This window comes from Rhizobium sp. BK491, from assembly GCF_014194925.1.
Lineage (GTDB): Bacteria > Pseudomonadota > Alphaproteobacteria > Rhizobiales > Rhizobiaceae > Rhizobium.
On record NZ_JACIAR010000005.1, the window covers coordinates 22057 to 46839 of the forward strand.

At 60.7% G+C, this 24783-nt stretch carries 24 protein-coding genes and 1 tRNA gene; 18 read left to right on the forward strand and 7 right to left on the reverse strand.

Features of this window, described 5'->3' with window-relative positions; genetic code table 11:
* Positions 1 to 25: 25 nt before the first annotated feature.
* Positions 26 to 949: a peptidylprolyl isomerase gene (locus FHX05_RS21915; protein ID WP_183874526.1), complete on the reverse strand. Its 924-nt coding sequence runs from the start codon at positions 947 to 949 to the stop codon at positions 26 to 28.
* A gap of 246 nt (positions 950 to 1195) precedes the next feature.
* Between FHX05_RS21915 and secA the strand changes: the two genes are divergently transcribed.
* Positions 1196 to 3916: a preprotein translocase subunit SecA gene (gene secA, locus FHX05_RS21920; protein ID WP_183874528.1), complete on the forward strand. Its 2721-nt coding sequence runs from the start codon at positions 1196 to 1198 to the stop codon at positions 3914 to 3916.
* Between the two features lie 130 nt (positions 3917 to 4046).
* Here the strand turns inward: secA and FHX05_RS21925 are convergent, their stop codons facing one another.
* On the reverse strand, positions 4047 to 4676 hold the full coding sequence (locus FHX05_RS21925; RefSeq protein WP_183874530.1) for a glutathione S-transferase family protein: 630 nt from the start codon (positions 4674 to 4676) through the stop codon (positions 4047 to 4049).
* A gap of 248 nt (positions 4677 to 4924) precedes the next feature.
* On the opposite strand from FHX05_RS21925, the gene FHX05_RS21930 reads away from it, so the two are divergent.
* Positions 4925 to 6340: a polysaccharide biosynthesis C-terminal domain-containing protein gene (locus tag FHX05_RS21930; protein WP_183874532.1), complete on the forward strand. Its 1416-nt coding sequence runs from the start codon at positions 4925 to 4927 to the stop codon at positions 6338 to 6340.
* Between the two features lie 2 nt (positions 6341 to 6342).
* Positions 6343 to 7614 (forward strand): GNAT family N-acetyltransferase, encoded by a 1272-nt coding sequence (locus FHX05_RS21935; protein ID WP_183874534.1) that lies wholly within the window; start codon positions 6343 to 6345, stop codon positions 7612 to 7614.
* Here FHX05_RS21935 and FHX05_RS21940 read toward each other — a convergent pair.
* Positions 7601 to 9241, reverse strand: coding sequence for an AMP-binding protein (locus tag FHX05_RS21940; protein ID WP_183874537.1), 1641 nt, complete (start codon positions 9239 to 9241; stop codon positions 7601 to 7603). The genes FHX05_RS21935 and FHX05_RS21940 overlap by 14 nt on opposite strands.
* 255 nt (positions 9242 to 9496) lie before the next feature.
* Here FHX05_RS21940 and FHX05_RS21945 point away from each other — a divergent pair, with 255 nt between their 5' ends.
* Both FHX05_RS21945 and FHX05_RS21950 read left to right on the forward strand, forming a co-directional pair.
* On the forward strand, positions 9497 to 10477 hold the full coding sequence (locus tag FHX05_RS21945) for an aldo/keto reductase (RefSeq protein ID WP_183874539.1): 981 nt from the start codon (positions 9497 to 9499) through the stop codon (positions 10475 to 10477).
* A 322-nt stretch (positions 10478 to 10799) separates the two neighbouring features.
* The gene (locus FHX05_RS21950; RefSeq protein WP_183874541.1) at positions 10800 to 11594 is read left to right on the forward strand and encodes a class I SAM-dependent methyltransferase; all 795 of its coding nucleotides are present in this window, start codon (positions 10800 to 10802) and stop codon (positions 11592 to 11594) included.
* 1 nt (position 11595) lies between these two features.
* Here the strand turns inward: FHX05_RS21950 and FHX05_RS21955 are convergent, their stop codons facing one another.
* A complete protein-coding gene (locus FHX05_RS21955; protein ID WP_183874543.1) occupies positions 11596 to 12183 on the reverse strand; it encodes a TetR/AcrR family transcriptional regulator in 588 nt (195 codons plus the stop codon).
* A 230-nt stretch (positions 12184 to 12413) separates the two neighbouring features.
* Here FHX05_RS21955 and FHX05_RS21960 point away from each other — a divergent pair, with 230 nt between their 5' ends.
* From FHX05_RS21960 to FHX05_RS21985, 6 genes are all read left to right on the forward strand, one after another.
* Positions 12414 to 13712: an MFS transporter gene (locus tag FHX05_RS21960; RefSeq protein ID WP_112400564.1), complete on the forward strand. Its 1299-nt coding sequence runs from the start codon at positions 12414 to 12416 to the stop codon at positions 13710 to 13712.
* 143 nt (positions 13713 to 13855) lie between these two features.
* Positions 13856 to 13940: transfer RNA gene (locus FHX05_RS21965), tRNA-Leu, on the forward strand.
* 177 nt (positions 13941 to 14117) lie between these two features.
* Positions 14118 to 14792: a DUF5343 domain-containing protein gene (locus tag FHX05_RS21970; protein WP_112607683.1), complete on the forward strand. Its 675-nt coding sequence runs from the start codon at positions 14118 to 14120 to the stop codon at positions 14790 to 14792.
* Positions 14789 to 15265, forward strand: a complete 477-nt coding sequence (locus FHX05_RS21975) for a TIGR02391 family protein (protein ID WP_112607685.1) — start codon at positions 14789 to 14791, stop codon at positions 15263 to 15265. Before FHX05_RS21970 ends, FHX05_RS21975 begins: the two co-directional genes overlap by 4 nt.
* A 217-nt stretch (positions 15266 to 15482) precedes the next feature.
* Entirely contained in the window at positions 15483 to 16076 is a 594-nt protein-coding gene (locus FHX05_RS21980; protein WP_112336455.1) for a YqaA family protein, read from the forward strand.
* Positions 16077 to 16092: 16 nt separating this feature from the next.
* On the forward strand, positions 16093 to 16605 hold the full coding sequence (locus FHX05_RS21985) for a disulfide bond formation protein B (RefSeq protein ID WP_112607687.1): 513 nt from the start codon (positions 16093 to 16095) through the stop codon (positions 16603 to 16605).
* A 191-nt stretch (positions 16606 to 16796) separates the two neighbouring features.
* On the opposite strand, the gene FHX05_RS21990 is transcribed toward FHX05_RS21985, so the two are convergent.
* Complete coding sequence (locus FHX05_RS21990) at positions 16797 to 17354, reverse strand: HNH endonuclease (RefSeq protein WP_015341304.1); 558 nt, start codon at positions 17352 to 17354, stop codon at positions 16797 to 16799.
* 111 nt (positions 17355 to 17465) lie between these two features.
* Complete coding sequence (locus FHX05_RS21995; protein WP_246699046.1) at positions 17466 to 18110, reverse strand: DNA-3-methyladenine glycosylase; 645 nt, start codon at positions 18108 to 18110, stop codon at positions 17466 to 17468.
* Positions 18111 to 18153: 43 nt separating this feature from the next.
* Here FHX05_RS21995 and gluQRS point away from each other — a divergent pair, with 43 nt between their 5' ends.
* On the forward strand, positions 18154 to 19035 hold the full coding sequence (gluQRS, locus tag FHX05_RS22000) for a tRNA glutamyl-Q(34) synthetase GluQRS (RefSeq protein WP_183874547.1): 882 nt from the start codon (positions 18154 to 18156) through the stop codon (positions 19033 to 19035).
* Here the strand turns inward: gluQRS and FHX05_RS22005 are convergent.
* Entirely contained in the window at positions 19000 to 19962 is a 963-nt protein-coding gene (locus FHX05_RS22005; RefSeq protein WP_183714816.1) for a YihY/virulence factor BrkB family protein, read from the reverse strand. The genes gluQRS and FHX05_RS22005 overlap by 36 nt on opposite strands.
* 112 nt (positions 19963 to 20074) lie before the next feature.
* Here FHX05_RS22005 and FHX05_RS22010 point away from each other — a divergent pair, with 112 nt between their 5' ends.
* The 6 genes from FHX05_RS22010 (at position 20075) to FHX05_RS22035 (ending at position 24750) form a co-directional block, all read left to right on the forward strand.
* Positions 20075 to 20908, forward strand: coding sequence for an SDR family oxidoreductase (locus FHX05_RS22010; protein ID WP_183874549.1), 834 nt, complete (start codon positions 20075 to 20077; stop codon positions 20906 to 20908).
* A 121-nt stretch (positions 20909 to 21029) separates the two neighbouring features.
* Complete coding sequence (locus tag FHX05_RS22015; protein WP_047630776.1) at positions 21030 to 21233, forward strand: twin transmembrane helix small protein; 204 nt, start codon at positions 21030 to 21032, stop codon at positions 21231 to 21233.
* A gap of 13 nt (positions 21234 to 21246) precedes the next feature.
* Positions 21247 to 21825, forward strand: a complete 579-nt coding sequence (locus FHX05_RS22020) for a cob(I)yrinic acid a,c-diamide adenosyltransferase (protein ID WP_183874551.1) — start codon at positions 21247 to 21249, stop codon at positions 21823 to 21825.
* A gap of 195 nt (positions 21826 to 22020) precedes the next feature.
* Positions 22021 to 22770 (forward strand): electron transfer flavoprotein subunit beta/FixA family protein, encoded by a 750-nt coding sequence (locus FHX05_RS22025; protein WP_112607699.1) that lies wholly within the window; start codon positions 22021 to 22023, stop codon positions 22768 to 22770.
* Between the two features lie 27 nt (positions 22771 to 22797).
* Positions 22798 to 23727, forward strand: coding sequence for an electron transfer flavoprotein subunit alpha/FixB family protein (locus FHX05_RS22030; protein WP_183874553.1), 930 nt, complete (start codon positions 22798 to 22800; stop codon positions 23725 to 23727).
* 144 nt (positions 23728 to 23871) lie between these two features.
* Positions 23872 to 24750 carry a 3-hydroxybutyryl-CoA dehydrogenase gene (locus FHX05_RS22035; protein ID WP_132720694.1) on the forward strand — a complete coding sequence of 293 codons (879 nt, stop codon included), beginning with the start codon at positions 23872 to 23874 and terminating at the stop codon, positions 24748 to 24750.
* The last annotated feature ends 33 nt before the right edge of the window (positions 24751 to 24783 follow it).

A 24783-nucleotide genomic window follows, 5' to 3' on the forward strand; every position in this document is an offset into this window, starting at 1 on the left:
GCCCTGATGGTTTAACTGCTTTGACTTACTGCTGCGGCTGAGCGTCAGGCACTGCCGCACCATCGGCAGGCGCAACGGCGTCGTCGGCCGGTGCCGCGTCCTGCTGCTTCTGCGCATCGTCATAGGCCTTGCTGAGAGCCGGGTCGTTGATGACGACCTTGGTATCCTGCTTGGCCTGGTTCAGGAGTTCAAGATACTTGTCGCGCATGACGAGCTGACGAACCTGGTCCTTGACCTGATCGAACGGCGGGGGAGGAGCATTGCGCTTGTCCTCGACCTTGATGATGTGCCAGCCGAAATCAGTCTTGACCGGGTTCTTCGTATAGGTGCCGATCGGCAGCGCGAAAGCCGCGTCTTCGAATTCCTTGACCATACGGCCATGACCGAAATAACCGAGATCGCCGCCGTCAGCCTTGTTCGGGTCGGTCGACTTTTCCTTGGCAAGTGTGGCAAAATCCTTGCCGGCATCGAGGTCCTTGATGATCGCCTTGGCTTCATCCTCGGTCTTCACGAGAATGTGGCGGGCATGAACCTCTTCCTGCTTCGGCAGGGCTGCGACTTCCTTGTCGTAGCGGGCCTTGACTTCATCATCCTTGATGGCGTCGGCGACATGTGCCTTGAAGAAAGCATTGTGCAGCTCGCGGTCGCGCAGATAGGCCATATGAGCCTGGAAATCCGGCGTCTGGTCGAGCTTCTCGGCAGCGGCCTTCTGCGACAAGAGCTTCACATCGACCGAGGCCGAAAGTGCTGCGACCTTCTTCTGGTCATCCGGAAGCTGGCCGAGCTGCGGATCGAGATTGGCGATCGCGAGATTGAGTTCGGATTGATGGATTTCGACATCGCCGACCTTGGCGACAACGGGATCCTTAGCATCGGCCGCGAAGACCGGAGCCTGGAAGGTAACGATTGTCGCGAAAGCAACCGCAGCAAGCTTGTTATACTTCAACATAAAATAACCCTTCGGTGATCTCGACCGGCTCGACAGATGTGAATCCGGCGTGAAAAAGCCTTCAGCAGGAGAATGTGGCCTTTCTGTATCGGCCAAATCCCGTTGACATCAATCGACCCCCCTCTTATCTGTCACGCAACCTCGCGTCCAGAACAGTTTCCGGCCGTTTTGTGCTATACTCCCGTTTTTTTCGGGAAGGAATAAAGCAGGAAACGGCGGGATGAAATCTCAGAAAGGACCAGTCACATGGTCAGCCTAGGTGGAATTGCCCGCAAGTTGTTCGGCTCGTCCAACGACCGCCGGGTCAAATCGTTCCAGCCGCAAGTAGCCGCAATCAATGCGCTCGAACCGGAGATGCGCGCGCTGTCCGATGAAGCTCTGGCCGCCAAGACGGTTGAGTTCCGCCAGCAGCTCGCGGACGGCAAGACGCTGGATGATATCCTCGTGCCAGCCTTCGCTGTTGCCCGCGAAGCCTCGCGCCGCGTTCTCGGCATGCGACCTTTCGACGTGCAGCTCATCGGCGGCATGATCCTTCATTCCAATGCGATCGCCGAAATGAAGACCGGCGAAGGTAAAACCCTGGTCGCAACCCTGCCGGTCTATCTGAACGCGCTGGCCGGCAAAGGCGTGCATGTCGTTACCGTCAACGATTACCTGGCACAGCGCGACAGCGGCACCATGGGCCGCCTGTACAGCTTCCTCGGCCTGACGACCGGCGTCATCGTCCACGGCCTGTCCGATGAACAGCGCCATGACGCCTATGCCTGCGACATCACATACGCTACCAACAACGAGCTCGGTTTCGACTATCTGCGCGACAACATGAAGTATGAGCGCGCCCAGATGGTTCAGCGCGGCCATAGCTTCGCGATCGTCGACGAAGTGGACTCGATCCTCGTCGACGAAGCGCGCACGCCGCTGATCATCTCCGGTCCGCTCGACGACCGCTCTGATCTTTATGTCACCATCGACGCCTTCATTCCCCGCCTGGCGAAGGAAGACTACGAAATCGATGAAAAGCAGCGCTCGGCAAACTTCTCCGAAGAAGGCACCGAGAAGCTGGAAAACATGCTGCGCGAAGCCGGCTTGTTGAAGGGTGAATCGCTCTACGACGTCGAGAACGTCGCGATCGTCCACCACATCAACAATGCGCTCAAGGCGCACAAGCTGTTCCAGCGCGACAAGGACTATATCGTCCGCAACGGGGAAGTCGTCATCATCGACGAATTCACCGGCCGCATGATGCCGGGCCGCCGTTATTCGGACGGTCAGCACCAGGCACTGGAAGCCAAGGAACATGTGCAGATCCAGCCGGAAAACCAGACGCTGGCGCAGATCACCTTCCAGAACTATTTCCGCATGTATGACAAGCTCGCCGGCATGACCGGTACGGCTTCGACGGAAGCGGAGGAATTCGGCAACATCTACGGCCTCGACGTGATCGAGGTGCCGACCAACCTGCCGATCCAGCGTATCGATGAGGACGACGAGGTCTATCGTACGCATGCCGAGAAGTATAACGCCATCATCAACGAGATCCTCGATGCGCACAAGCGCGGCCAGCCCGTGCTGGTCGGCACGACGTCTATCGAGAAGTCCGAACTTCTCGCCGATCTCATGCGCAAGCGCGGCTTCAACAATTTCCAGGTTCTGAACGCCCGCTATCACGAGCAGGAAGCCTACATCGTCGCCCAGGCCGGCGTTCCAGGCGCGGTGACGATCGCCACCAACATGGCCGGCCGCGGCACCGACATCCAGCTCGGCGGCAATCTGGAAATGCGGGTCGAGCGCGACCTGCACGAGATGGAGCCAGGTCCGGAACGCGACGCGGCCATTGCCCGCATTGCCGAAGAGATCAAGGAGCTCAAGCAGAAATCGATCGCTGCCGGCGGCCTCTACGTGATCGCCTCGGAGCGCCATGAAAGCCGCCGTATCGACAACCAGCTGCGTGGCCGTTCCGGCCGCCAGGGCGACCCGGGCCGCTCGAAGTTCTACCTGTCGCTCCAGGACGACCTGATGCGCATCTTCGGCTCCGACCGCATGGATGGCATGCTGCAGAAGCTCGGCCTCAAGGAAGGCGAAGCGATCGTCCACCCCTGGATCAACAAGGCGGTTGAACGCGCTCAGAAGAAGGTCGAGGCCCGCAACTTCGACATCCGCAAGAACGTTCTGAAGTACGACGACGTGCTGAACGATCAGCGCAAGGTCATCTTCGACCAGCGCGTCGAACTGATGGAATCGAAGGACCTCTCCGAATTCGTCGGCGACATGCGCCACGACGTCATCGAGGATCTCGTCGCCAGACATATTCCGGAGCGCGCCTATGCCGAACAGTGGGATGCTGACGGCCTGAAGACGGCTGTTGCCAACTTCTTCGATCTCGATTTGCCCATTCATGACTGGGTCAAGGAAGAAGGCATCGCTGAAGACGATATCCGCGCCCGCCTGACGGAAGCCGCCGAAAAGGCTGCGGCCGAAAAGGCCGAACGCTTCGGCCCCGAGATCATGACCTATGTCGAGCGCTCCATCGTGCTGCAGACGCTGGACAATCTCTGGCGCGAGCACATCGTCAATCTCGATCATCTGCGATCGGTCATCGGCTTCCGTGGCTATGCTCAGCGCGATCCGCTGCAGGAATACAAGGCCGAGGCTTTCGAACTGTTCCAGGCGCTGTTGAACAATCTGCGCCAAGCCGTGACCGCCCAGCTTTCGCGCGTCGAACTCGTGCAGCAGCCGGCCGAGCCGGAAACGCCGCCGATGCAGGCCCGTCATATCGACGCGACGACCGGCGAGGACGAATTCGCCCCGTTCCCGCTTGCAAGCGAAAGCTTCATATCTCCGGAAAATCGCGATCCACTCAACCCGGCAACGTGGGGCCGCGTCGGCCGTAACGAGGCCTGCCCCTGCGGCTCCGGCAAGAAGTACAAGCACTGCCACGGCGCCTTCGAAAGCAGCGAAGTGGTCTAAACCTCGCAAACCGATAGCAACAAACAAAATGCCGCCTTTGGGGCGGCATTTTTGTTTGCAACGATCGGAGATCACAGCAATTGTCGTCGATACGCGCAGCCGGCAAGCGTCACCAGCACGTCTACCGTGCTCAAATAGCGGAATGCGGATCCTCACTGTAGAGATGAACCGGGTAGCCTGGCCCGATGGCGTCAAGCACTCGATCGAACCAGGCCGTAAGCGCCGGGTAATCGGCGAGATCGAATCCGCAATCCGCCGCTTTATGGGCATAGGCGTAAACGGCTATGTCCGCGATCGAAAACTCGCCACCGACGAGAAATGGCGTATTCTTCAGCCCGCGCTCAAGCGCTGCAAGGGCACGAAGGCCGACCAAGCGCTTGGCCTCTGCCATAACGGCATTGAGCTCGAGCCGTCCCGTCAGCGTCCAGAAGCGCAGCGTGCCGATGACCGGTTCGACATGATACTGCTCGAAGAACAGCCATTGCATGACCTTGGCGTGCAAATAGCGATCCGCCGGAAGAAACCGCGTGCCTTCGGCCACATAGGTGAGAATAGCGTTCGATTCCGCTATCGTTCGCCCATCCTCCAGTTCGAGAACAGGGATGCCGCCTGCCGGATTGAGATCGAGAAAGGCGTCGGTGCGCCCCTCACCCTCGAAGATGGACACCAGGCGAGTCTGGTAGGGAATATCGAGCAATCCGAACAGAACCCTGGCCTTCCAGCCATTCTGCGACGGCAAATAATCGTGAAGCGTGAGCATGAAATCCTCCTCCGATAGACCGTGGATTCTACATACCGACCGAACCGCCGCCACCCGTTTCCTGTGCAGCGGCATGGCGCAGCAGCCCAAGGGCAACTTGCGTCTCGTGGTTGCTTTCCGGCGTGATTGACAGGCAACCCTCCACTTCGGTAAAGCCACTTTTACGTGTCGCAAGAACCGATTCTTAACTCTCCTCTGCCAAGACTAACGCGAGTTTGGGATCATACTTAAAGTATTGCGTATCGATCATGGCGGTCTTTCAAACAGCGGAAAGAATGTTGCCGTCCGCTTTGCGGGCCGCCCTATCCCCGTATCTGCGCAAGATTAGCATTCTCCTTGCCGGTCAGGACGAGAAAGCTGCGTCGCAGCGCATGGCGCTGATCGCCTTCACGATCCGCGTTGCAGGCGCCGCGCTCGCCTTTCTCTCGCAGGTCATTCTTGCTCGCCTAATGGGCCGGTTCGAATACGGCATTTTCGTCTTCGTCTGGGTGTTGATGATCCTGTTCGGCAATCTTGCCTGCCTCGGCTTCCCGACAGCCATCATCCGCTTCCTGCCGCAGTACGATGCCAGCGCCAATTACGATGCCATTCGCGGTCTGAACATGACGGCACGCCTGTTCGTGGTTGCCCTCTCGGGCACGCTGGCGCTGATTGGAGCGCTCCTGCTTTTTGCCTTTCGCGGCATGATCGAGCACTATTACGTCATGCCGGTTTTCCTCGGCCTGATTGCCGTGCCGATGATTGCGCTTGGAGACGTTCTGGACGGTACGGCCCGCGCCAAGCACTGGCCGGTCATGGCGCTCAGCCCGACCTTCCTCATCCGCCCGACGCTGATCCTGCTCTTCATGGTGGCCGCGATCCTCGCCGGCGCACCGCGTGATGCCGTCACTGCTATGGCCGCAGCTCTTGCAGGCGCTTTCACCAGTGTCCTGCTGCAATATCTTGCGGTGACGCTCCGTCTGCGCCGCCATTATCCAAGCGGCCCGAGAGCCACTGAATTCCGCGTCTGGACAGCCGTCGCCCTGCCGATCTTCCTGGTCGAAGGTGTGGGCTACCTACTCACCAATTCGGATGTCATCGTCGTCGGCATTTTCCTCGATCCGGATGAAGTCGCCGTCTATTTCGCAGCGGCAAAAACGATGGCCCTGGTGCTCTTCGTCTCCTTCGCCGTCAGGGCAGCCATCGGACCGCGCTTTGCCGCCATTCTTGCCGAAGGCGACCGGAGCAAGCTCGCAGCCTTTGCCACGGAGGCCACACGCTGGTCCTTCTTTCCAGCACTTGCCCTCGGCCTCGTAGTGCTGGCGGCGGGGCAGCTCCTGCTTTCGCTGTTCGGCGCAGCCTTCACGGAGGGACAGATCGTGATGGCGATCCTGCTTGCCGGCATTCTTGCGAGAGCGCTCGTCGGCCCTGCCGAAGTGCTCCTGACCATGGCAGACAAGCAGATGCTCTGCGTCTATCTCTATGCTGTAGCGCTCGTTGCCAATGTCGGGCTCAATGTCGCGCTCATCCCGCATTTCGGCATCGAAGGAGCGGCGATTGCCGGCGCCACTGCCATGGCAATCGAGGCCTTGCTCCTGCACGTGGCGGTCCGCCGCGCGCTTGGCATCAAACTATTTGCCCTCCTCCGGCGCCCGCCGGCGTCATCGGCAACGAGGGTCTTCTGATCATGGCACGTCCCCCCTACACCGAAACCACCGACAGCCAAGTGAACGCCCTGACCCATACGCTCGCAGCACTGCATTTCGAAACGCCGAAAGCGGAAGCCCGGGTCGAGGTCGGCCGAGCCGGCCGCGAACTCTGCCTCTATCCCGGCAAGCTCGGCTACGAGCTGCAGGATGAGCTGGACTTCCTCTCCAATCGCGCCATGGAGCCGAACGTCTTCTTCTCCGGCCGCTTCCTGGCGCCCGCCATGCCGCGCCTTGAGGATCGGCAGGTGCGTCTGGCGCTGATGCGCGATATCAACAGCACGCGCAGCCGCATGCGTCTGCTGATGCCCTTCACGGTCGACAAGCCGGGCTTCGCCATCGGCCCGTCGATCATCCGCGTCTGGTCGAACTCCTTCGGCCCGCTCGGCACGCCCCTGCTAGACGCCGAGGATGCCGGCGAAACGCTCGACAACCTCTTCGAGGCACTCTCCCGGCCGGAGCTGCGTCTCCCGACCACGCTCGTATTGCCGGATGTCCGGCTCAACGGCCGTTTCGTCCAGATGGCCAAGGTCATTGCGATCGGCCGAAACCTGCCGATCGCCATCGCCAACCCCTTCCAGCGCCCGATGCTCCAAAGCAACGACGACGCGCTTACCTATCTCAGGCGAACGATTTCCAACGCGCATTTGCGCGAAATGCGCCGCCAATGGCGACTTTTGGAAAACCACGGCGAGGTCAGCTATAACGTCGCCCGTCAGCCCCGCGATATTCACGGGCGCATGGAAGAATTCCTGGCGCTGGAGGCAAGCGGCTGGAAGGGCAAGAAGCGCTCGGCGCTCGTCACCGATCGCCATCATGCCGCCTTTGCCCGCGAAGCGATTTCCAACCTTGCCGCCATCGACGCGGTGCGCATTCACTCAATCGATCTTAACGGCAAGGCCGTCGCCTCGATGATCGTGCTGATCATGGGCGGCGAGGCCTATACGTGGAAGACGGCCTTTGACGAAGCCTATGCCCGCTATTCGCCGGGCAAGCTCTTGATGGGCGAACTGACGGAATGGCATCTCGACGACGCCAACGTCGTCCGCTCCGATTCCTGCGCCGTGCCCGATCATCCGATCATGAGCCGCTTCTGGCACGAGCGCGAGGACATGGGCACGCTCATCATCGGCCTGACCCCGAACGGCGACCGCGACGTGCGTCAGGTGACCACGCAGCTGCACATGTATCGCAGCACCCGCAACATGGCAAAGCTGCTGCGCGAAAAGATCCTGTCGCTTACGAAGCGCTAACTTCGGCGGTTGCGCGTTCGCGCAAGAGGCGGCGGATCACCTTGCCGGAGGTCGTCAGTGGCAGAGCGTCGACGAATTCGATCTCGCGCGGGTATTCGTGCATGGAAAGCCGGGTCTTCACCCATTCTCGGATCTCGATCGCCAGTTTGTCACTCGGCTCGCGACCGGGCACGAGCACGACATAGGCCTTGACGATTTCCGTTCGGACCGCATCCGGCTTTCCCACCGCCGCGGCAAGCTGCACGGCGGGATGGCCGCCGAGGCAATCCTCGATCTCGCTCGGCCCGATGCGATAGCCCGACGAGGTGATGACATCGTCGTCGCGGCCGACGAAGGAAATATACCCGTCCACATCCTGCCGGCCGATATCGCCGGTCAGCAGCCAGTCATTGGCGAATTTCGCCTCCGTCGCCGCCTCGTTCCGCCAATAGCCGAGAAACATCACCGGATCGGGCCGCTTGATGGCAATTTGCCCGCTCTCGCCTACGGGAACCTCGATACCCTCGGGATTTACAATCGCGACGCGATGGCCGGGCACCGGTTTGCCCGTCGCCCCGCCGCGGCTGACGCCAAAGGCTTCACTGGAGGAGAGCACGAAATTGCACTCCGTCTGGCCGAAGAACTCGTTGACGCTGACACCGAGCGCGAAACGAGCCCATTCGAAGGTTTCACGGCCGAGCGCCTCGCCGGCCGAGCCGATGGTGCGAAGCTTGAGATCATAATGGGCGCGCGGATTGTCCACGGCTTTCAAAAGCCGCAGCGCCGTCGGCGGGATAAAGGCATTGCGCACCTCCATCTCGGCCATGATGCGGAAGGCCATATGCGGATCGAATTTCTGCGCCGGCGAGGAAACGACGGGGACGCCGAGCATCAAGCTCGGCAACAGAGCATTCAGAAGACCGCCGGCCCAGGCCCAGTCCGAAGGCGTCCAGAGCCGATCGCCGGCTTGCGGAAAGCCCTCGTGGGCGAGCTGCATGCCCGGAATATGCCCAGGCAGCACGCGATGGCCGTGCAGCGCACCCTTGGGTGGCCCGGTCGTGCCCGAGGTGAAGATCATCAGAGCGGGATCGTCCGGGCCGGTCTCGGCGACCTCGAACAGCGGCGGATGCGCCGCCACCAGCTCGGCAAAACCGGAAACGCCCTCTTCGGCGCCATCGATGCTGATCACCTGCGCCAGTTCCGGCAATCGCTGCCGGATCGGACGCAGCCGCTCGAGGCCGAACCGATTGGTGACGATGGCCGATGTACCGGCTGCCTTCAGCCGGTATTCCAGCGCCTCGGCGCCGAACAGCAAAGCCAGCGGCAGGGCGATCGCGCCCATCTTGTAGATCGCGACATGCGCCACGACGGTCTCAAAACTCTGCGGCAGCAGCAGCGCCACCCGATCTCCCGCCTGCACCCCGAGCGCGACAAGCGCATTGGCGAAAGAGGCGGAACGATCCCGCAACTCGCCGTAGCTCATGGAAAAGTGATTGCCGTCCGGATTGAAATGCTGAAGGCAGATCCGATCGGGCTCGTGCTCGGCCCAGGCATCGCAAACAGCATGTCCCATGTTGAATTTCGCCGGAATCTCCCAACGAAAGTCGCGATAGAGGGCCTCATAAGTATCACGCGGGGGCAGTTTCATGCGCAGTTCCAGAAAATGGTGCGGTGCAGCTAACACCTGTCGCCCCTGGCGTTCAAGGAAACATTTAAAATTGCCGTCTTCCCCCGGGCGCGAATCGCCTTATTTATTGAGGAATACTTCGAAGCTCTTCACGAATTCATGCGTCGACCGACGGCGACTTTGGGCGCCGATTTGCTTTTCGCGACGCACCCATCCCATCGCCCTTCCGACGATGGGCCTCCTTGTAGCGAATGATCGAATGGACGGAGAATAGCGATGGAATACGTAAAGCTAGGCAGGACCGGCCTTGAAGTCTCACGCATCTGCCTGGGTTGCATGACCTATGGCGACCCCAACAAGGGCACGCATGCCTGGTCGCTGAAAGAAGAGGACAGCCGTCCGCTGCTGCGCCAGGCGATCGAGGCCGGCATCAACTTCCTCGACACCGCCAATACCTATTCCAACGGCTCCTCCGAAGAGATCGTCGGTCGTGCCATCAAGGATTTCGCCAAGCGCGACGACATCGTGCTCGCGACCAAGGTCTTCAACCGCATGCGCCCCGGCCCGAACGGCGCCGGCCTGTCGCGCAAGGCGATCTTCGACGAGATCGACAACAGCTTGCGCCGCCTCGGCACCGACTATGTCGATCTCTACCAGATCCATCGCTGGGACTATACGACGCCGATCGAGGAAACGCTGGAAGCGCTGCACGATGTCGTCAAGGCCGGCAAGGCACGCTACATCGGCGCCTCCTCCATGTATGCCTGGCAATTCGCCAAGGCGGTTTATACCTCCCGCCTCAACGGCTGGACGGAGTTCGTCAGCATGCAGGACCACCTGAACCTGCTCTACCGCGAGGAAGAGCGCGAGATGCTGCCCTTCTGCGAGGACCAGAAGATCGCCGTCATCCCCTGGAGCCCGCTCGCTCGCGGCCGGCTTACCCGCGATTGGGACGAGGCGACGGCCCGCACCGAGTCCGACGAATTCGGCAAGACGCTCTATACCCAGGCGCTCGAAGCCGACCGCAAGATCGTCGATGCCGTCGGAACGATCGCCAAGGCGCGCGGCATCCCGCGCGCGCAGGTCGCAACCGCCTGGATCCTGCAGAAGAGCGCTGTCACCGCCCCGATCATCGGCGCTTCCAAGCCCGGCCACATCACCGATGCCGTCGCCTCGCTGGAGGTCAAATTGACACCTGAGGAAATCGCGGCGCTGGAATCGCCTTACGTTCCGCATGGGGTTGCTGGATTTAAGTGATCGAGGATTTTTTTTGGGGGGGCCGCCGGCCTAGATTGATGAAGCCACATTGCCTGCTTGGCCCCTCACCCCAACCCTCTCCCCGTTTTGACGGGGAGAGGGGGTTTTCCTGCCAAACCCACGTCCCGTCTGCACGGTGAACGCGAGTTGATTTGCTCGAGCGTCCCCTCTCCCCGCGAGCGGGGAGAGGGCTAGGGTGAGGGGCAGTCCCAAGCTCTGAAGCCGATTGACCACGCGGAAAATCGCGCAAAAGTGACTTCACGAGCCGGTCATAGTTGAGGCTTAACTGATCAAAGTTCCTTACCCCCGAGGATGATATCCCATGATCACAGTTCCCTTCGAGGCGCGGCGCTTTCAGTCGACCGCGGCCTATTACCTGCGCTATCGCATCCCCTATCCGGACAAATTGATTACCCGCGTTGCCGAACGCAGCGGCCTCAAGCCCGGCGACCATGTGCTCGATCTCGGCTGCGGTCCCGGCCAGCTCGGCATCGCCTTCGCGCGGCTGCAGGGTGCGGCCGTGACCGCCATCGACCCGGAGCCGGAAATGCTCGCGGAAGCCGCGCTCGGCGCAAAGCAGGCCGGCGTCGATATCAACATCCGACGGGGCTCTTCCTATGATCTCGGCCCCGATATCGGCAGGCTGCACCTCTGCGTCATGGGCCGCTCTTTTCACTGGATGGACAGGCCGGCAACGCTTCAAGCGCTCGATAAGCTGATCGAGCCGGGCGGCGCCGTTGTCCTCTTCCACGATAAAGGCATCCTGGCGGAGCCGAACTGGCGCGGTATCCTAGAACCACTGATGGAAACCTATTCGCCCGAGCGCAGCGCGGAAAGGCAGATGCGCCGGAGCAAGGAATGGGCGCCGCATGAAGCCATGCTGCTCGCCTCCCCCTTCCGCAATCTCGAACGGATCGGCATCGTCTCGGAATACACCAGGGATATCGAAGAGATCGTCGGCCGCATCTTCTCGATGTCGTCAACCTCGCCGCAGGCGCTGGGCGACAAGGCAGCCGATTTCGAAGCGGCTCTGCGCGCCGAGCTGCTGGCGGTCGCGCCCGACGGCAAATTCAGGGAGGTCGTCGAGGCGAACGGGCTGCTCGCCTTCCGCGACTAGATCAGCTGTTTTCGTTACCCGGCAGCGGCGAAAGCTCCTGCCGGGTCGCCGACAGGAATTCCTGCGACAGCTCAGCGTTATCCATTGCGCGCGCCAGGATGACGGCGCCGACCATGGCCGAGAGGCTGGCAAATGCCTTGCGCCGGCGCTCCTCCGGCGTTTCGCCGGGAACGATCTCTTCCAGCACCTTGACCAGTCCCATCAAGCCGCCCGTGAAGGTGGACTGCATCTCAGGACCGTGGCGGCTGACCTCCTGCGTCAGCGCTGCGAAGACGCAGCCGGTCGCATGCTCCACGACGTTGCGATGCGAGAGATAATGGGCAAGCAGCGCTTCCAGCGGCTGTTCGGGCGAGCTCGCCGCCACTTGCTTCCAACGCTCCAGCGAGCGCGCCACCAGCGCTTTGCTCGCCTCGCAGGCAAGCTCGTCCTTGGAATCGAAATGGCCGTAGAAGCCGCCGTGCGTCAGCCCGGCCGCCTTCATGATCTCGGCGACGCCGATGCCGTCGAAGCCCTTCTCACGGAAGAGCTCGCCCGCTACGGCAAGGATCTTCTCGCGATTCTCGGCGAATTTCTCCCGGCTCACTCTCATCAAAAAACTCCATCAGAGCATCAATAAATCTGTATTGACAATTTATATGATGACCATCATCAATACGCAACAAATATGATAGCAATCATGTAAATGCCTTTGCACAAACGTTCAAGCCGGGAGAACGGCAGGGCGCTAGACGTGGTACGGTACCCCCGACTGTCCGCGATCCAGCGTTTTCGCAAGTCCGGTTTGACGGCACGCTACCCAACCTGATTGGAACGCAGCTCATGGTTTCCACTACCCTTGCCTCGACGCTCGCCCGGCGCAACATCCATTACGGATGGGTCGTCGTCGCCGCCACCTTTCTCACCATGCTGGTCACGGCCGGCGCCATGGGTGCGCCCGGCGTGCTCATCAAGCCGCTGGAGGACGAATTCGGCTGGAGCACCTCCTCCATCTCGTCCGCGCTTGCCGTCCGCCTCGTACTGTTCGGCCTCATGGGTCCATTTGCCGCCGCCTTCATGAACCATTTCGGCGTGCGCAAGGTCATCGTCTTTGCACTGGCGACCATCGCCGTCGGCTTTATCGGCTCGCTCTATATGACGCAGGTCTGGCAGCTGCTGCTATGCTGGGGCATCATCATCGGCTTCGGCACCGGCCTCACCGCCATGGTGCTGGCGGCAACCGTCTCGACGCGCTGGTTCACCAAGCATCGCGGCCTCGTCATCGGCATGCTCTCGGCAAGCTCGGCCACGGGGCAGCTCGTCTTCCTGCCGCTGATGGCGGAGCTGACGACGCGCTACGGCTGGCGCACGACGGTGCTCTTCGTCTGCGGCATGATTGCCGTCGCCGCCCTCGTCGTGCTGCTCCTGATGCGCGACCGTCCCTCGGACGTCAACCTGCCGCTGGTCGGCGAAATCCATATCACACCGCCGCCGGCGGCAACCAAGAACCTGAAGGCCGCACTCGCCTCTCCGATTGCCATTCTGCGGGAGGTTTCCACCACATCGACCTTCTGGATCCTCTTTGCCACCTTCTTCATCTGCGGCCTGTCGACCAACGGCCTGATCCAGACGCATTTCGTTACGCTTTGCGGCGATTTCGGCATCGTGCCGGTGGCTGCTGCCAGCGTGCTCGCCGTCATGGGCATCTTCGATTTCTTCGGCACGATCGGCTCCGGCTGGCTCTCCGACCGCTTCGACAATCGCTGGCTGCTCTTCTGGTATTACGGCCTGCGCGGCCTGTCGCTGGTCTACCTGCCCTTCAGCGACTTCACCTTCTACGGCCTGTCGATCTTCGCCGTCTTCTACGGCCTCGACTGGATCGCCACCGTGCCGCCGACCGTCAAGATCGCCGCCGACCGCTTCGGCCGCGAAAAGGCCGGCCTCGTCTTCGGCTGGGTCTTTGCCGGCCACCAGCTGGGTGCCGCCACCGCCGCCTATGGCGCCGGCCTCACTCGAACCGAACTCAACACCTACCTGCCCGCCTTCTTCGTCGCCGGCGCCTTCTGCCTGCTCGCCGCGATCCTCGCGATCACCCTGCAAAAGTCCGGCTCCGCCAGCAAAGGTCCGGCCATGGCGCACTGAGCCTCAAACGGCAAAAAGCCCATGGCGCCCACCCGCGCCATGGGCCAAACCGCAACCCTGCGGAAACACTCGCAATATCTGCCAACCCGGCTTGCGCGCCGAGCCGATCACATGCTAGACAGCCGCCTCGTCAGTATCCCGTTGCCCCATTGGCGGAATTGGTAGACGCGCTCGACTCAAAATCGAGTTTCGAAAGAAGTGCTGGTTCGACTCCGGCATGGGGCACCATTTCATACAGCTACCCTGAAACTATTAGCACACCAACGATAGCTCGCCTTCCGGCGCGATGCCAATAGCTCGCGACGAAGACCACAGCGCTGCGGCATTGTGATTAATTACACAACAATAGTTGACCGCTGCAGCGAGTCAGTGGATTTTCTTCCAGCGAAATATTGGGGGTCTTGAATGGCAACGCATCCTTATATCTCCGGCGCGGGTAATATCTCTCAGATGATAGCCTTTTTGCGCAAGAATTTCCCCCCAACTGTCACCTCCGATACTGTTCGTAAACTAGGCCTAGCTTCGAAAAACGAAAGCTATGTAATCAACGTGCTTCAATTTATCGGGCTTATCGATGAGGAAGGAAAGCGGACGGAAAAAGGTCATGAGGTTCTGACTATACATAACGAGGCCGATTTTCAGAAAGCGTTCGGAGATATGGTCCGTAATGCGTATGCAGACCTCTTTAGCATCAGAGGCGATGACGCATGGACATTGGATAAAGATGCGTTGGTCGGATATTTTCGTAGCGCTGACAAGACCAGTGACATTATCGGAACACGTCAGGCCGGAGTGTTCACGGCGTTGCGAGAGCTTGCTGGCCACGGCAATCAGCAGACAGCAACCGTGCCCAAGCAAAAAAGCGCAGCAGCAACAAAACCTAAAATAAGCGTCAAAAGCTCAAAATCTAATACTCATCAGCAAACGTCGAATGGAAATAAGCAGATATCCTCTGCGAGTGCAGCTCCCAAAGCGGATATGGCTCTTACCGTAAGGGTTGAGATAAATCTTCCTGCTGAGGGAACACAGGAAACCTATGACGCGATTTTCAAGAGCATCAGGGCTAACCTCTTCCCATGAGCCTTGCGCTACCAATCTTTGAGCGAATTGCCCGTAGCGCCAAGAATTTTGGCCAACCAGCGGCCGAGGAAGATCGCGGCGTCCATCCATTCGATGAACGGAATATACACCCAGATATTTCGCTCGTGTCGCAAAAGCTTTTTGATGATGGCCACTACGCCCAGGCTACCTTCGAAGCCCTCAAGCTAATCGACAATCGGGTAAAATCGCTTTCGGGTATCGAGGACACCGGTTTCAATTTGATGATGAACGCCTTTAATGAGACAGGTCCGAAGATCAGGCTTACCAATCTGATATCTATGAGTGACAAGGATGAGCAAAAGGGCTTCAGGCACATCTTTGCGGGCGTGATGTCGGGAGTACGGAATCCGCGCGGCCACGATAACCGCACGGACACTATTGATCTTTGCCTGGACCACCTTTCGCTGGCTTCAGTCCTGCTCCGAGCCCTTGAAGGGCGCAAAGCCCCTTAATTCTATGAAGCATTTTTGGTCAACCACCATTACAGAGATGAACCGTGCAGGACTCATTAGCCGCATGGTTGGCCATTAACTTTTGGGCGAGCCCCAACATGGACGCCCCCACCCATCACGAAAAATTTTGCCTTTCTGCCACTTCCGCCAGCCCCCGACCATTTACAGCCATAATCCTGCCCCCTAAAGGTTTGCAACGCAGCAAGAAGGGGGCCTCATGCTTCGTAGACTGTACGACTGGACCATGTCGCTCGCCGGCCGCAAATCGGCGGAAATCTGGTTGGCCGTTATTGCCTTCGTCGAGAGCTCCATCTTTCTCGTTCCGGCTGATGTGCTTTTCCTGCCGATGTCGCTTGCCAAGCCCGAGCGCGCCTGGCGCTATGCGCTGACGGCGACGGTCGCATCCGTGCTGGGCGGCATTGCCGGCTGGGCGCTCGGCTACTATGCCTTCGAAACCATCGCCAAGCCGATCCTCGAATTCTACGGCAAGCTCGACGCCTTCAACCAGATGAGCGCCGGCATCACCTATGAATGGGTGCTTCTGCTGCTGGTCACATCGGGTCTGGCACATCTGCCGCCGATCAAGGTGGTGACGATCCTCTCCGGCGTCGCCCATATCAATCTCGGCCTGTTCATCGTCTCGGCCATCGTCGCGCGCGGCGCGCGCTTCTTCCTTCTGGCCTTCCTTTTGCGCCGCTATGGCGAATCCATCCGCCATTTCATCGAGAAGCGCCTCGGCCAGATCACCATGATCGCCGCCGCCGTTCTCATTGCCCTTTACGCCGTTTTCCATTTTGCCCTGGCGAGCTGACCAAGGAGCCCCCAGCATGTCCACGACTTCGCCCTCCTCCCGCGCCGGCCTTGGCTATGGCGCATTGCTGACGATCGGCATGGTCGTCGTCATCGGCTCGGCACTCGGCTTCCAGTATATCGGCGGCTATATCCCCTGCGCGCTCTGCCTGGAGCAGCGCCAGCCCTATTACTACGGCATCCCCGTCGCCCTCATCGCCGTGCTGACGGCAGTCGCCGGCCTGCCCTCCTGGATCACCCGCGGTCTCCTCATCATCGCCGGCCTGATGATGCTTGTCGGCGGCGGCATCGGCGTCTATCACGCCGGCGTCGAATGGCATTTCTGGGAAGGCCCGACCACCTGCTCGACGACAGCAAGCAGTGTCACGCAGAACGCCGGCGATCTCCTCGGCCAGCTGAACACCATCAAGGGGCCGTCCTGCACGGAAGCAGCACTGCGCATCCTCGGCCTGTCGATGGCCGGCTGGAACGTGATCGCCAGCGTGATCCTGGCGGCAATCGCTTTTGTAGGTGCGAAGAAGGCGGGTTGACCCCTTCTCTCCCGCGGAGAGAAGGTGGGCGCGAGCAGGCGAGCAAAGCGAAACTGCGAGCGGACGGATGAGGGGGACGAGAAGCGAAGCGACGATGGCCTTGAGCGGCAAGCGAAAGGCAAATTTGCGTGCCGCCGCTCCCCCTCATCCGACCCTTCGGGCCACCTTCTCCCCAAGGGGAGAAGGAAATCCTACGGCTGCAATTCCGAATCCCAGTAGAGATAGTCGAGCCAGCTGTCGTGCAGGTAGTTCGGCGGGAACAGGCGGCCGTTATTGTGCAGGTCCTGCACGGTCGGCTGGTATGGTTTCTGCGCCGGGAACATGCCGGCCTGCTTCGGCAGCTTGCTGCCTTTGCGCAGATTGCAGGGCGAACAGGCGGCCACGACGTTCTCCCAGGTTGTCTCGCCGCCATGGGCGCGCGGGATAACGTGGTCAAAGGTCAGGTCGTCATGGGAACCGCAATATTGGCATTCGAACTTGTCGCGCAGGAAGACGTTGAAGCGGGTGAAGGCGGGATTGCGGGACGGCTGCACATATGTCTTCAGGCATACGACGCTCGGCAGCCGCATCGAGAAGCTCGGTGAGGACACGCACTGATCGTATTCTGCGATGATGTTCACACGGTCAAGAAAAACCGCCTTGATCGCGTCCTGCCAGGACCAGAGCGACAAGGGATAGTAACTCAGCGGTCTGTAGTCAGCGTTCAGCACGAGCGCCGGCAAGGACTGCGGGGAAACTGCAATCGTCAAGGAACCCTCCTGATCGATTCGGCATCTGCACCTGTATATTAGGCCGGTTGTTACAGGATTGTGAAGTCCAATAAATTCAGTGCATAAAGGCAATTTCAGGGAGACGGCCGATTAAACTATAGGCAGCGCATCCCGGCGTGTTTTCACGGCATAATAGGCCCAGAAGAGCCGGGCCGCGACCGAGCGCCAGGGCGCCCAAACCGCGGCTTCCCGGGCAATTGCCTTGGCCAAGGGCCTGACTTCATGGCCGAAAGCCATGCCGACGGCCGCCTGCAGCGCCACGTCGCCGGCCGGAAACACATCTGCGTGACCGCCGCAAAACATCAAGTAGACTTCCGCCGTCCAGGGGCCGATTCCCTTGATCGATGTCAGCTCGGCGAGCGCCTTGTCAGGTGATTCGGCGCTGAGCGCATGGAGATCGAGGCTGCCGCCGGCAACGGCATCCGCCACGCGGGCCAATGTGTCGTGCTTGATTCGCGACAGGCCGAAGCTCCGCCACGCTTCCGGCTCCAGCCCGGCATAGCCCTCAGCGGTCACCTGTCCCATCCCCGCTATCATCTTCCCCCAGATCGCATCGGCGCTGGCGCGCGAGACGACCTGCGAGACGATGATATGGGCAAGCCCCTCGAAGCCCGGTTCGCGCAGGCGCAGCGGCAAGGTGCCCGCCTCTGCGGCAACGGGCCGCAGGCGCGGATCGAGTTCCAGCAGGGCAGCAAGCCCCCGTTCGATATCGCGCTCATCGCGAATGATCTGCATGACGTCTCGTAGTCCCCGGTTAAAATTCGTGGCAGAAGAAAGCATGATCGAGATTCCCCGTCAAAAGCCGAAGTTCCGTTTTGCCCCGAGCCCGAACGGCCCGCTGCATCTCGGCCATGCGCTGTCGGCCATCCTCAATCACGACATGGCGGCGGAAGCCGGCGGCGATTTCCTGCTGCGCATCGAAGACATAGATCAGGCACGCTGCACACCCGATTTCGAAGAGGGCATCTATAGAGATCTCTCCTGGCTCGGCCTCAGCTGGCAGGAGCCGGTGCGCCGGCAGTCCGAGCACTTTCCGGCCTATCAGCAGGCCTTGCAGACGCTTATCGCGCGCGGCCTCGTTTATCCCGCCTTCCTAACCCGCGGCGAGGTCAAATCGCGCGTCGCCGCTTTCGAGACGGATGGCAAATCATGGCCGCGCGACCCGGACGGCACGCCGCTCTATCCGCCCGACGATCGCGAGCGCGGCGATGCCGAGCGGCAGCGCCTGCTGTCATCGGGCATGAAACATGCCTGGCGTCTCGACATGGGGAGGGCATTAGCGGCTGCGGACCAACCATTGCACTGGCAGGAGAGCGGCGATGGCGAGACGGGCACAATCCCCGCCGATCCCGCCGCCTGGGGCGATGTCGTGCTATCGCGCTCCGATGCGCCTTCGAGCTACCATCTCTCGGTTGTCGTCGACGATGCCGTGCAGGGCATCACCCATGTGGTGCGCGGGCTCGACCTCTTCCATGCTACGTCGATCCACCGCCTGCTGCAGACGCTGCTCGGCCTGCCGGAGCCGCTCTATCATCATCACCGCCTCGTCCTCGGAGAGGACGGCAAAAAGCTCTCCAAGAGCATGGGCGATACCGGCATTGCCGAATGGCGCCGGCGAGGCCTCTCACCGGCGGAGCTTCGCCGCCGCATCGGCCTCTGATTTTGCTCCTGGTTCGGCCCGCGGTTCAGAGGGCATCCTTTCCGCAGCTACCTCGGCGGCCGCGCGGCTCGCCACCTTGCCGAACAGCAGCCGCCGCACGCGGAATTTCATCAGCGCCGCATTGACCTCCGCCCCCATGATGAAGATCACGGCGAGCATATAGAGAAAAATCAGCACGATCATCACGGACGCCAGACCGGCGTAGGTGGCGGTATAATTGGCGAAGGTCGAGAGATAATAAGCAAAGAGCACTGCGCCGATCGACCAGAAGACCAGCGTCAGGATCACGCCGGGGATCACGTCGAACACCCGCCTGCGCCCGGCCGCCAGCCATAGGTGCAGGATCATCAGCCCCGCCAGCAGCAGAAAGATCGTGCCGTAGATCCGCCAGCTGAAGACGATGTCGAGGATATCGGCGAGCTTGGGCAGCCACTGCCTAGTGTAATTCAGCGCAAGCGGCACGGCGACAAGCAGGATGCTGAGGATGGCGAAGATCAGCACCGCGATCAGCACATAGCCAAGGCTGGCGAGACGGTTGAAATACCACGGCCGTGTCTCAGGCACGCGATAGGCGCGGTTCAGCGATATGCGCAGCGCCTCAACGCCGTTCGACGCGAAATAGGCCGCCGCAAGCACGGAAATCGTCAGAAGCCCGCCGCGCGGAATGGTCAGCACCTGCACGACCTGGTCGGCGAGCGGCTTGGCGATCGCCTCCGGCCAGGTATCGAAAATCAGGTGTACAGCGGTCGATGAAAACTGGCTGGCGCCGAGAAAGCTCGCGAGCGCGGTGCCGAAGATCAGGAAGGGGAAAACCGCCAGCAGCGTCGAAAGCGCCACATGGCTTGCCATGGCGAACCCGTCATCCTCGACGAAATGGAACACTGCGTCGTAGATCACCTTGTAAATCGTCCGCAGGGCTGTCGGCATTTCATCTCCGCTCGGTGTCGGCATTCATCCCGACCGATACCGCCGGTTGTCGATTGTATCGGGTTCCTGAATATGGGAAACGAGTTTCGGTTTGTACAGGAATCATCTTCCCATGACGGAACAACGCACGATACTCGTCACTGGTTGCTCCTCCGGCATCGGCGCTTATTGCGCGCGGGCACTGAAGGCCGACGGATGGCGCGTCTTTGCAACCGTGCGCAAGGAAGACGATCTCGCCGCGCTCGAAGCCGACGGCATCGAAGCGCTGCTCCTTGACTACACAAAGGCCGAGACCATTTCCGCGACGGTGGCGACACTACGCGAGCGCACGGCTGACCGCATCGATGCCCTCTTCAACAATGGCGCCTACGGGCAGCCGGGCGCCGTCGAGGACCTGACGACCGATGTGCTGCGCGAACAGTTCGAAACCAACTTTTTCGGCTGGCACGAGCTGACGCGTCAGATCCTGCCGCTAATGCGCAAACAGGGTCATGGCCGCATCGTCAATTGCTCCTCCATTCTGGGACTCGTCCCCTACCGTTTCCGCGGCGCCTACACGGCCTCGAAATTTGCGCTCGAAGGGCTGACGATCACGCTCAGAATGGAACTGCAGGACAGCGGCATCCATGTCAGCCTCATCGAGCCCGGCCCGATCGCGACGAAGTTTACCGCCAACGCGCTCGCCAAGATCAACGAGCATATCGACCTCGAAGGCTCGCCCCATGCGGTGGAATACCGCAGGCAGCTCAGGCGGCTTGATGGATCAGGCCCGATCAGTAAACATAAATTGGGCCCGGAAGCGGTCTATGATGTGCTAAAATCCGCTTTGAACGTTGGAAATCCGCGCCCGCACTATCTGGTAACGACACCGGCCAAGCAGGGCGTGCTTTTGAAAAGGCTATTGCCGGCTAACCTTTTCTATCGTCTGATGCGCCGGCTGGATTAGAGCAATCCCAGGAAAGGCGCAAAGCGACTTTTCCGCTTGAGATTGCTCAAAATGACGACAATGGGTGACTTGAAGCTTCTGCGGAATGCCGAGCGACCCTGAAGACAAGGATGGAGGAGCCATGTCTACCGTTACTTATGTTGCCGCCATCATTGTCATGGGACTTGTCGCGATCGTTCTTGTTCGCGGCCTGCTGAACATGATGAAAGGCGACAACCCGAACCTTTCGAACCGGCTGATGCAGCTGCGTGTGTTGCTGCAGGCAGTCGCGGTGATCCTGATCATGCTGACGCTCTGGCTGACGGGCGGCGGCCGCCCGGCCTAACCACAGGAACACGATGGTCAAGCTCAATAAGATCTACACCAAGACCGGCGATGACGGCACCACGGGCCTCGTCGCCGGCCCGAGGCGGCTGAAGCACGATCTGCGCGTCGAAAGCTACGGCACCGTCGACGAAACCAATTCCGCCATCGGCGTCGCCCGGCTGCACATGGGTGACATGCCCGAGATCGACGCCATGCTGATGCGCATCCAGAATGATCTCTTCGATCTCGGCGCCGATCTTTCCACGCCTGAAACGGACGAACCCCTACCCTATGAACCCTTGCGCATCACCGACCATCAGGTCGAACGCCTGGAACATGATATCGATTTGCTCAATGCCGATCTCGAGCCGCTGAAATCCTTCGTTCTGCCGGCCGGAAGCGCCGCATCTGCCCATCTGCATCTCGCCCGCACCATTGCCAGACGTGCCGAGCGACTGATGGTGGCACTGTCGCGTGAGCAAGGCGAACGCGTCAGCCCGGCGGCCCTGAAATACGTCAATCGGCTCTCCGATTTGCTTTTCGTTGCGGCGCGCTACGCGAACGATAAGGGCCGAGGCGATGTGCTCTGGGTTCCCGGCAAGAATCGATAGTGGCACATGCCAATCGCCAGAGCATACATATTGACGTTGACGTAAACGTTATTTATGCCTTTCAAGCAATTCGTCTCTCGGCGGCCTGGAAGCGTTGTAATTGGGAAAAAAACGCGTATCCATGTCGCCATTCGACAAATGGAATGGCGCTAAACAGCGCATGTTCTCGGGCGGTCATGTTGAAGGAAGGATTCCATGAAGATTCTCGTCCCCGTCAAGCGGGTTGTTGACTACAACGTCAAGATTCGCGTGAAGCCGGATGGTTCCGGCGTTGAGCTTTCGAACGTGAAGATGTCGATGAACCCGTTCGACGAGATCTCGGTTGAAGAGGCGCTGCGTCTGAAGGAAGCCGGCAAGGCCGAGGAAGTGGTGGTCGTATCGATCGGACCTGCCAAGGCCGAGGAGACATTGCGCACGGCGCTCGCCATGGGCGCGGATCGCGCCATCCTGGTCGAGACCGACGATGCCCTCGAGCCGCTCGCCGTCGCCAAGATCCTGAAAGGCGTCGCCGAGACCGAACAGCCGGGCCTTATCATCGTCGGCAAGCAGGCGATCGATGACGACTCGAACCAGACCGGCCAGATGCTGGCAGCCTTGCTCGGCACCGCCCAGGCAACCTTCGCCTCGAAGATCGAGATCGGTGATGGCAAAGCCCAGGTCACCCGCGAAGTCGATGGCGGCCTGCAGACGATCGAAGTCAAGCTTCCAGCCGTCGTCACGTCAGACCTGCGCCTGAACGAACCGCGCTACGCTTCGCTGCCGAACATCATGAAGGCCAAGAAGAAGCCGCTCGACAAGAAATCGCCTGCCGATTTCGGCGTGTCGACCGAGCCGCGCCTGAAGGTCCTGAAGACGGAAGAGCCCGGTGGCCGCAAGGCAGGCGTCAAGGTCGGCTCGGTTGCCGAGCTGGTCGAAAAGCTCAAGACCGAAGCCGGCGTGCTTTAACCCAGTCCGAACGAGGAGTTAGACATCATGGCCATTCTTCTTCTGGCTGATCACGACAACGCCCACCTCTCCGATCAGACCGCCAAGGCGCTGACGGCGGCCGCAAAGATCGGCGGCGACATTCATGTACTCGTCGCCGGCGCTGGCGCCCAGGCTGCGGCCGAGCAGGCGGCAAAGCTGTCCGGCGTCTCCAAGGTACTGGTCGCCGAGGATGCAAGCCTCGCCAACAATCTCGCAGAACCGCTGGCAGCTCTGATCGTTTCGCTTTCCGGTTCCTATGACGTGATCATCGGCGCCGCGACCTCGGTCGGCAAGAACGTGCTGCCGCGCGTTGCCGCCCTGCTCGACGTCGCCCAGGTCTCCGAAATCATCGAAGTCGTTTCCGCCGATACCTTCAAGCGGCCGATCTATGCCGGCAATGCCATCCAGACGGTGCAGTCGACCGACGCCAAGAAGGTCATCACCGTGCGCACGGCTTCGTTCGCCTCCGCCTCCGAAGGCAGCTCGGCTGCGATCGAGACGGTGTCTGCCGCGGCCAATCCCGGCCTTTCCACCTTCGTCGGCGATGCGCTGTCGAGCTCGGATCGTCCGGAGCTGACGTCGGCCAAGATCATCATCTCGGGCGGCCGTGCACTCGGCTCTGCCGAGAAGTTCCGAGAAGTCATCCTGCCGGTTGCCGACAAGCTCGGCGCTGCCGTCGGCGCTTCGCGCGCTGCCGTCGATGCCGGCTATGCCCCGAACGACTGGCAGGTCGGCCAGACCGGCAAGGTGGTCGCACCGCAGCTCTACATTGCCTGCGGCATCTCCGGCGCCATCCAGCATCTGGCCGGCATGAAGGACAGTAAGGTCATCGTCGCCATCAACAAGGACGAGGAAGCCCCGATCTTCCAGATCGCCGATTACGGCCTCGTCGCAGACCTCTTCGAGGCACTGCCGGAATTGCAAAAGGCGCTTTGATCGCGCCCACCGGCCTTCTCGCAGTTGCGAGAGACTGGAAAATCGTCTCTTATAGGTCTATCAATCTTTGCCGGGCTAGAAATGGCCCGGCAAATTTGAGTTAAAAGCATAGCGCATCGCCAGGAGCGCGCCGGGGAGTTGGCAATGAGTTCGCTGAAGACGATCGGTATTATCGGCGCAGGCCAGATGGGTTGCGGCATTGCCCATGTGTCCGCCATGGCCGGCTACAAGGTTCATATCTACGATCTCGCGCAGGACCGCATCGAAAGCGGGCTCGCCACCATCAACGGCAACCTCGCCCGCCAGGTCGCGTCCGGCAAGACGACCGACGAGGAACGCAAGGCAGCGCTTGCCCGCATCTCCGGCTCTGCCGATCTCAACGATCTCGCCCAGGTCGATCTCGCCATCGAGGCTGCGACGGAAGACGAAAGCGTCAAGCGCAAGATCTACGCGCAGGTGTGTCCGGTGCTGAAGCCCGAAGCGCTGCTCGCAACGAATACCTCGTCGCTCTCGATCACCCGCCTTGCGTCCGCCACCGACCGTCCCGAGCGCTTCATGGGCATCCACTTCATGAATCCGGTTCCGGTTATGAAGCTGGTGGAACTGGTGCGCGGCATCGCCACCGACGAATCGACCTTCTCCACCGCCAAGGACTATGTTTCCTCGCTGGAAAAGACGATCACCGTCGCAGAGGATTTCCCCGCTTTCATCGTCAATCGCATCCTGCTGCCGATGATCAACGAGGCGATCTACACGCTCTATGAAGGCGTCGGCACCGTCGATGCCATCGATACCGCCATGCGGCTGGGCGCCAACCATCCGATGGGTCCGCTGCAGCTTGCCGACTTCATCGGCCTCGACACCTGCCTTTCGATCATGCAGGTGCTGCATGACGGGCTCGCCGACTCCAAGTATCGCCCCTGCCCGCTGCTGGTGAAATATGTCGAAGCCGGTTGGCTCGGCCGCAAATCGGGCCGCGGCTTCTATGACTACCGCGGCGAAACGCCCGTTCCGACGCGATAAAACACCCTCGCCCCTTCGGGGAGAGGGTCGCGC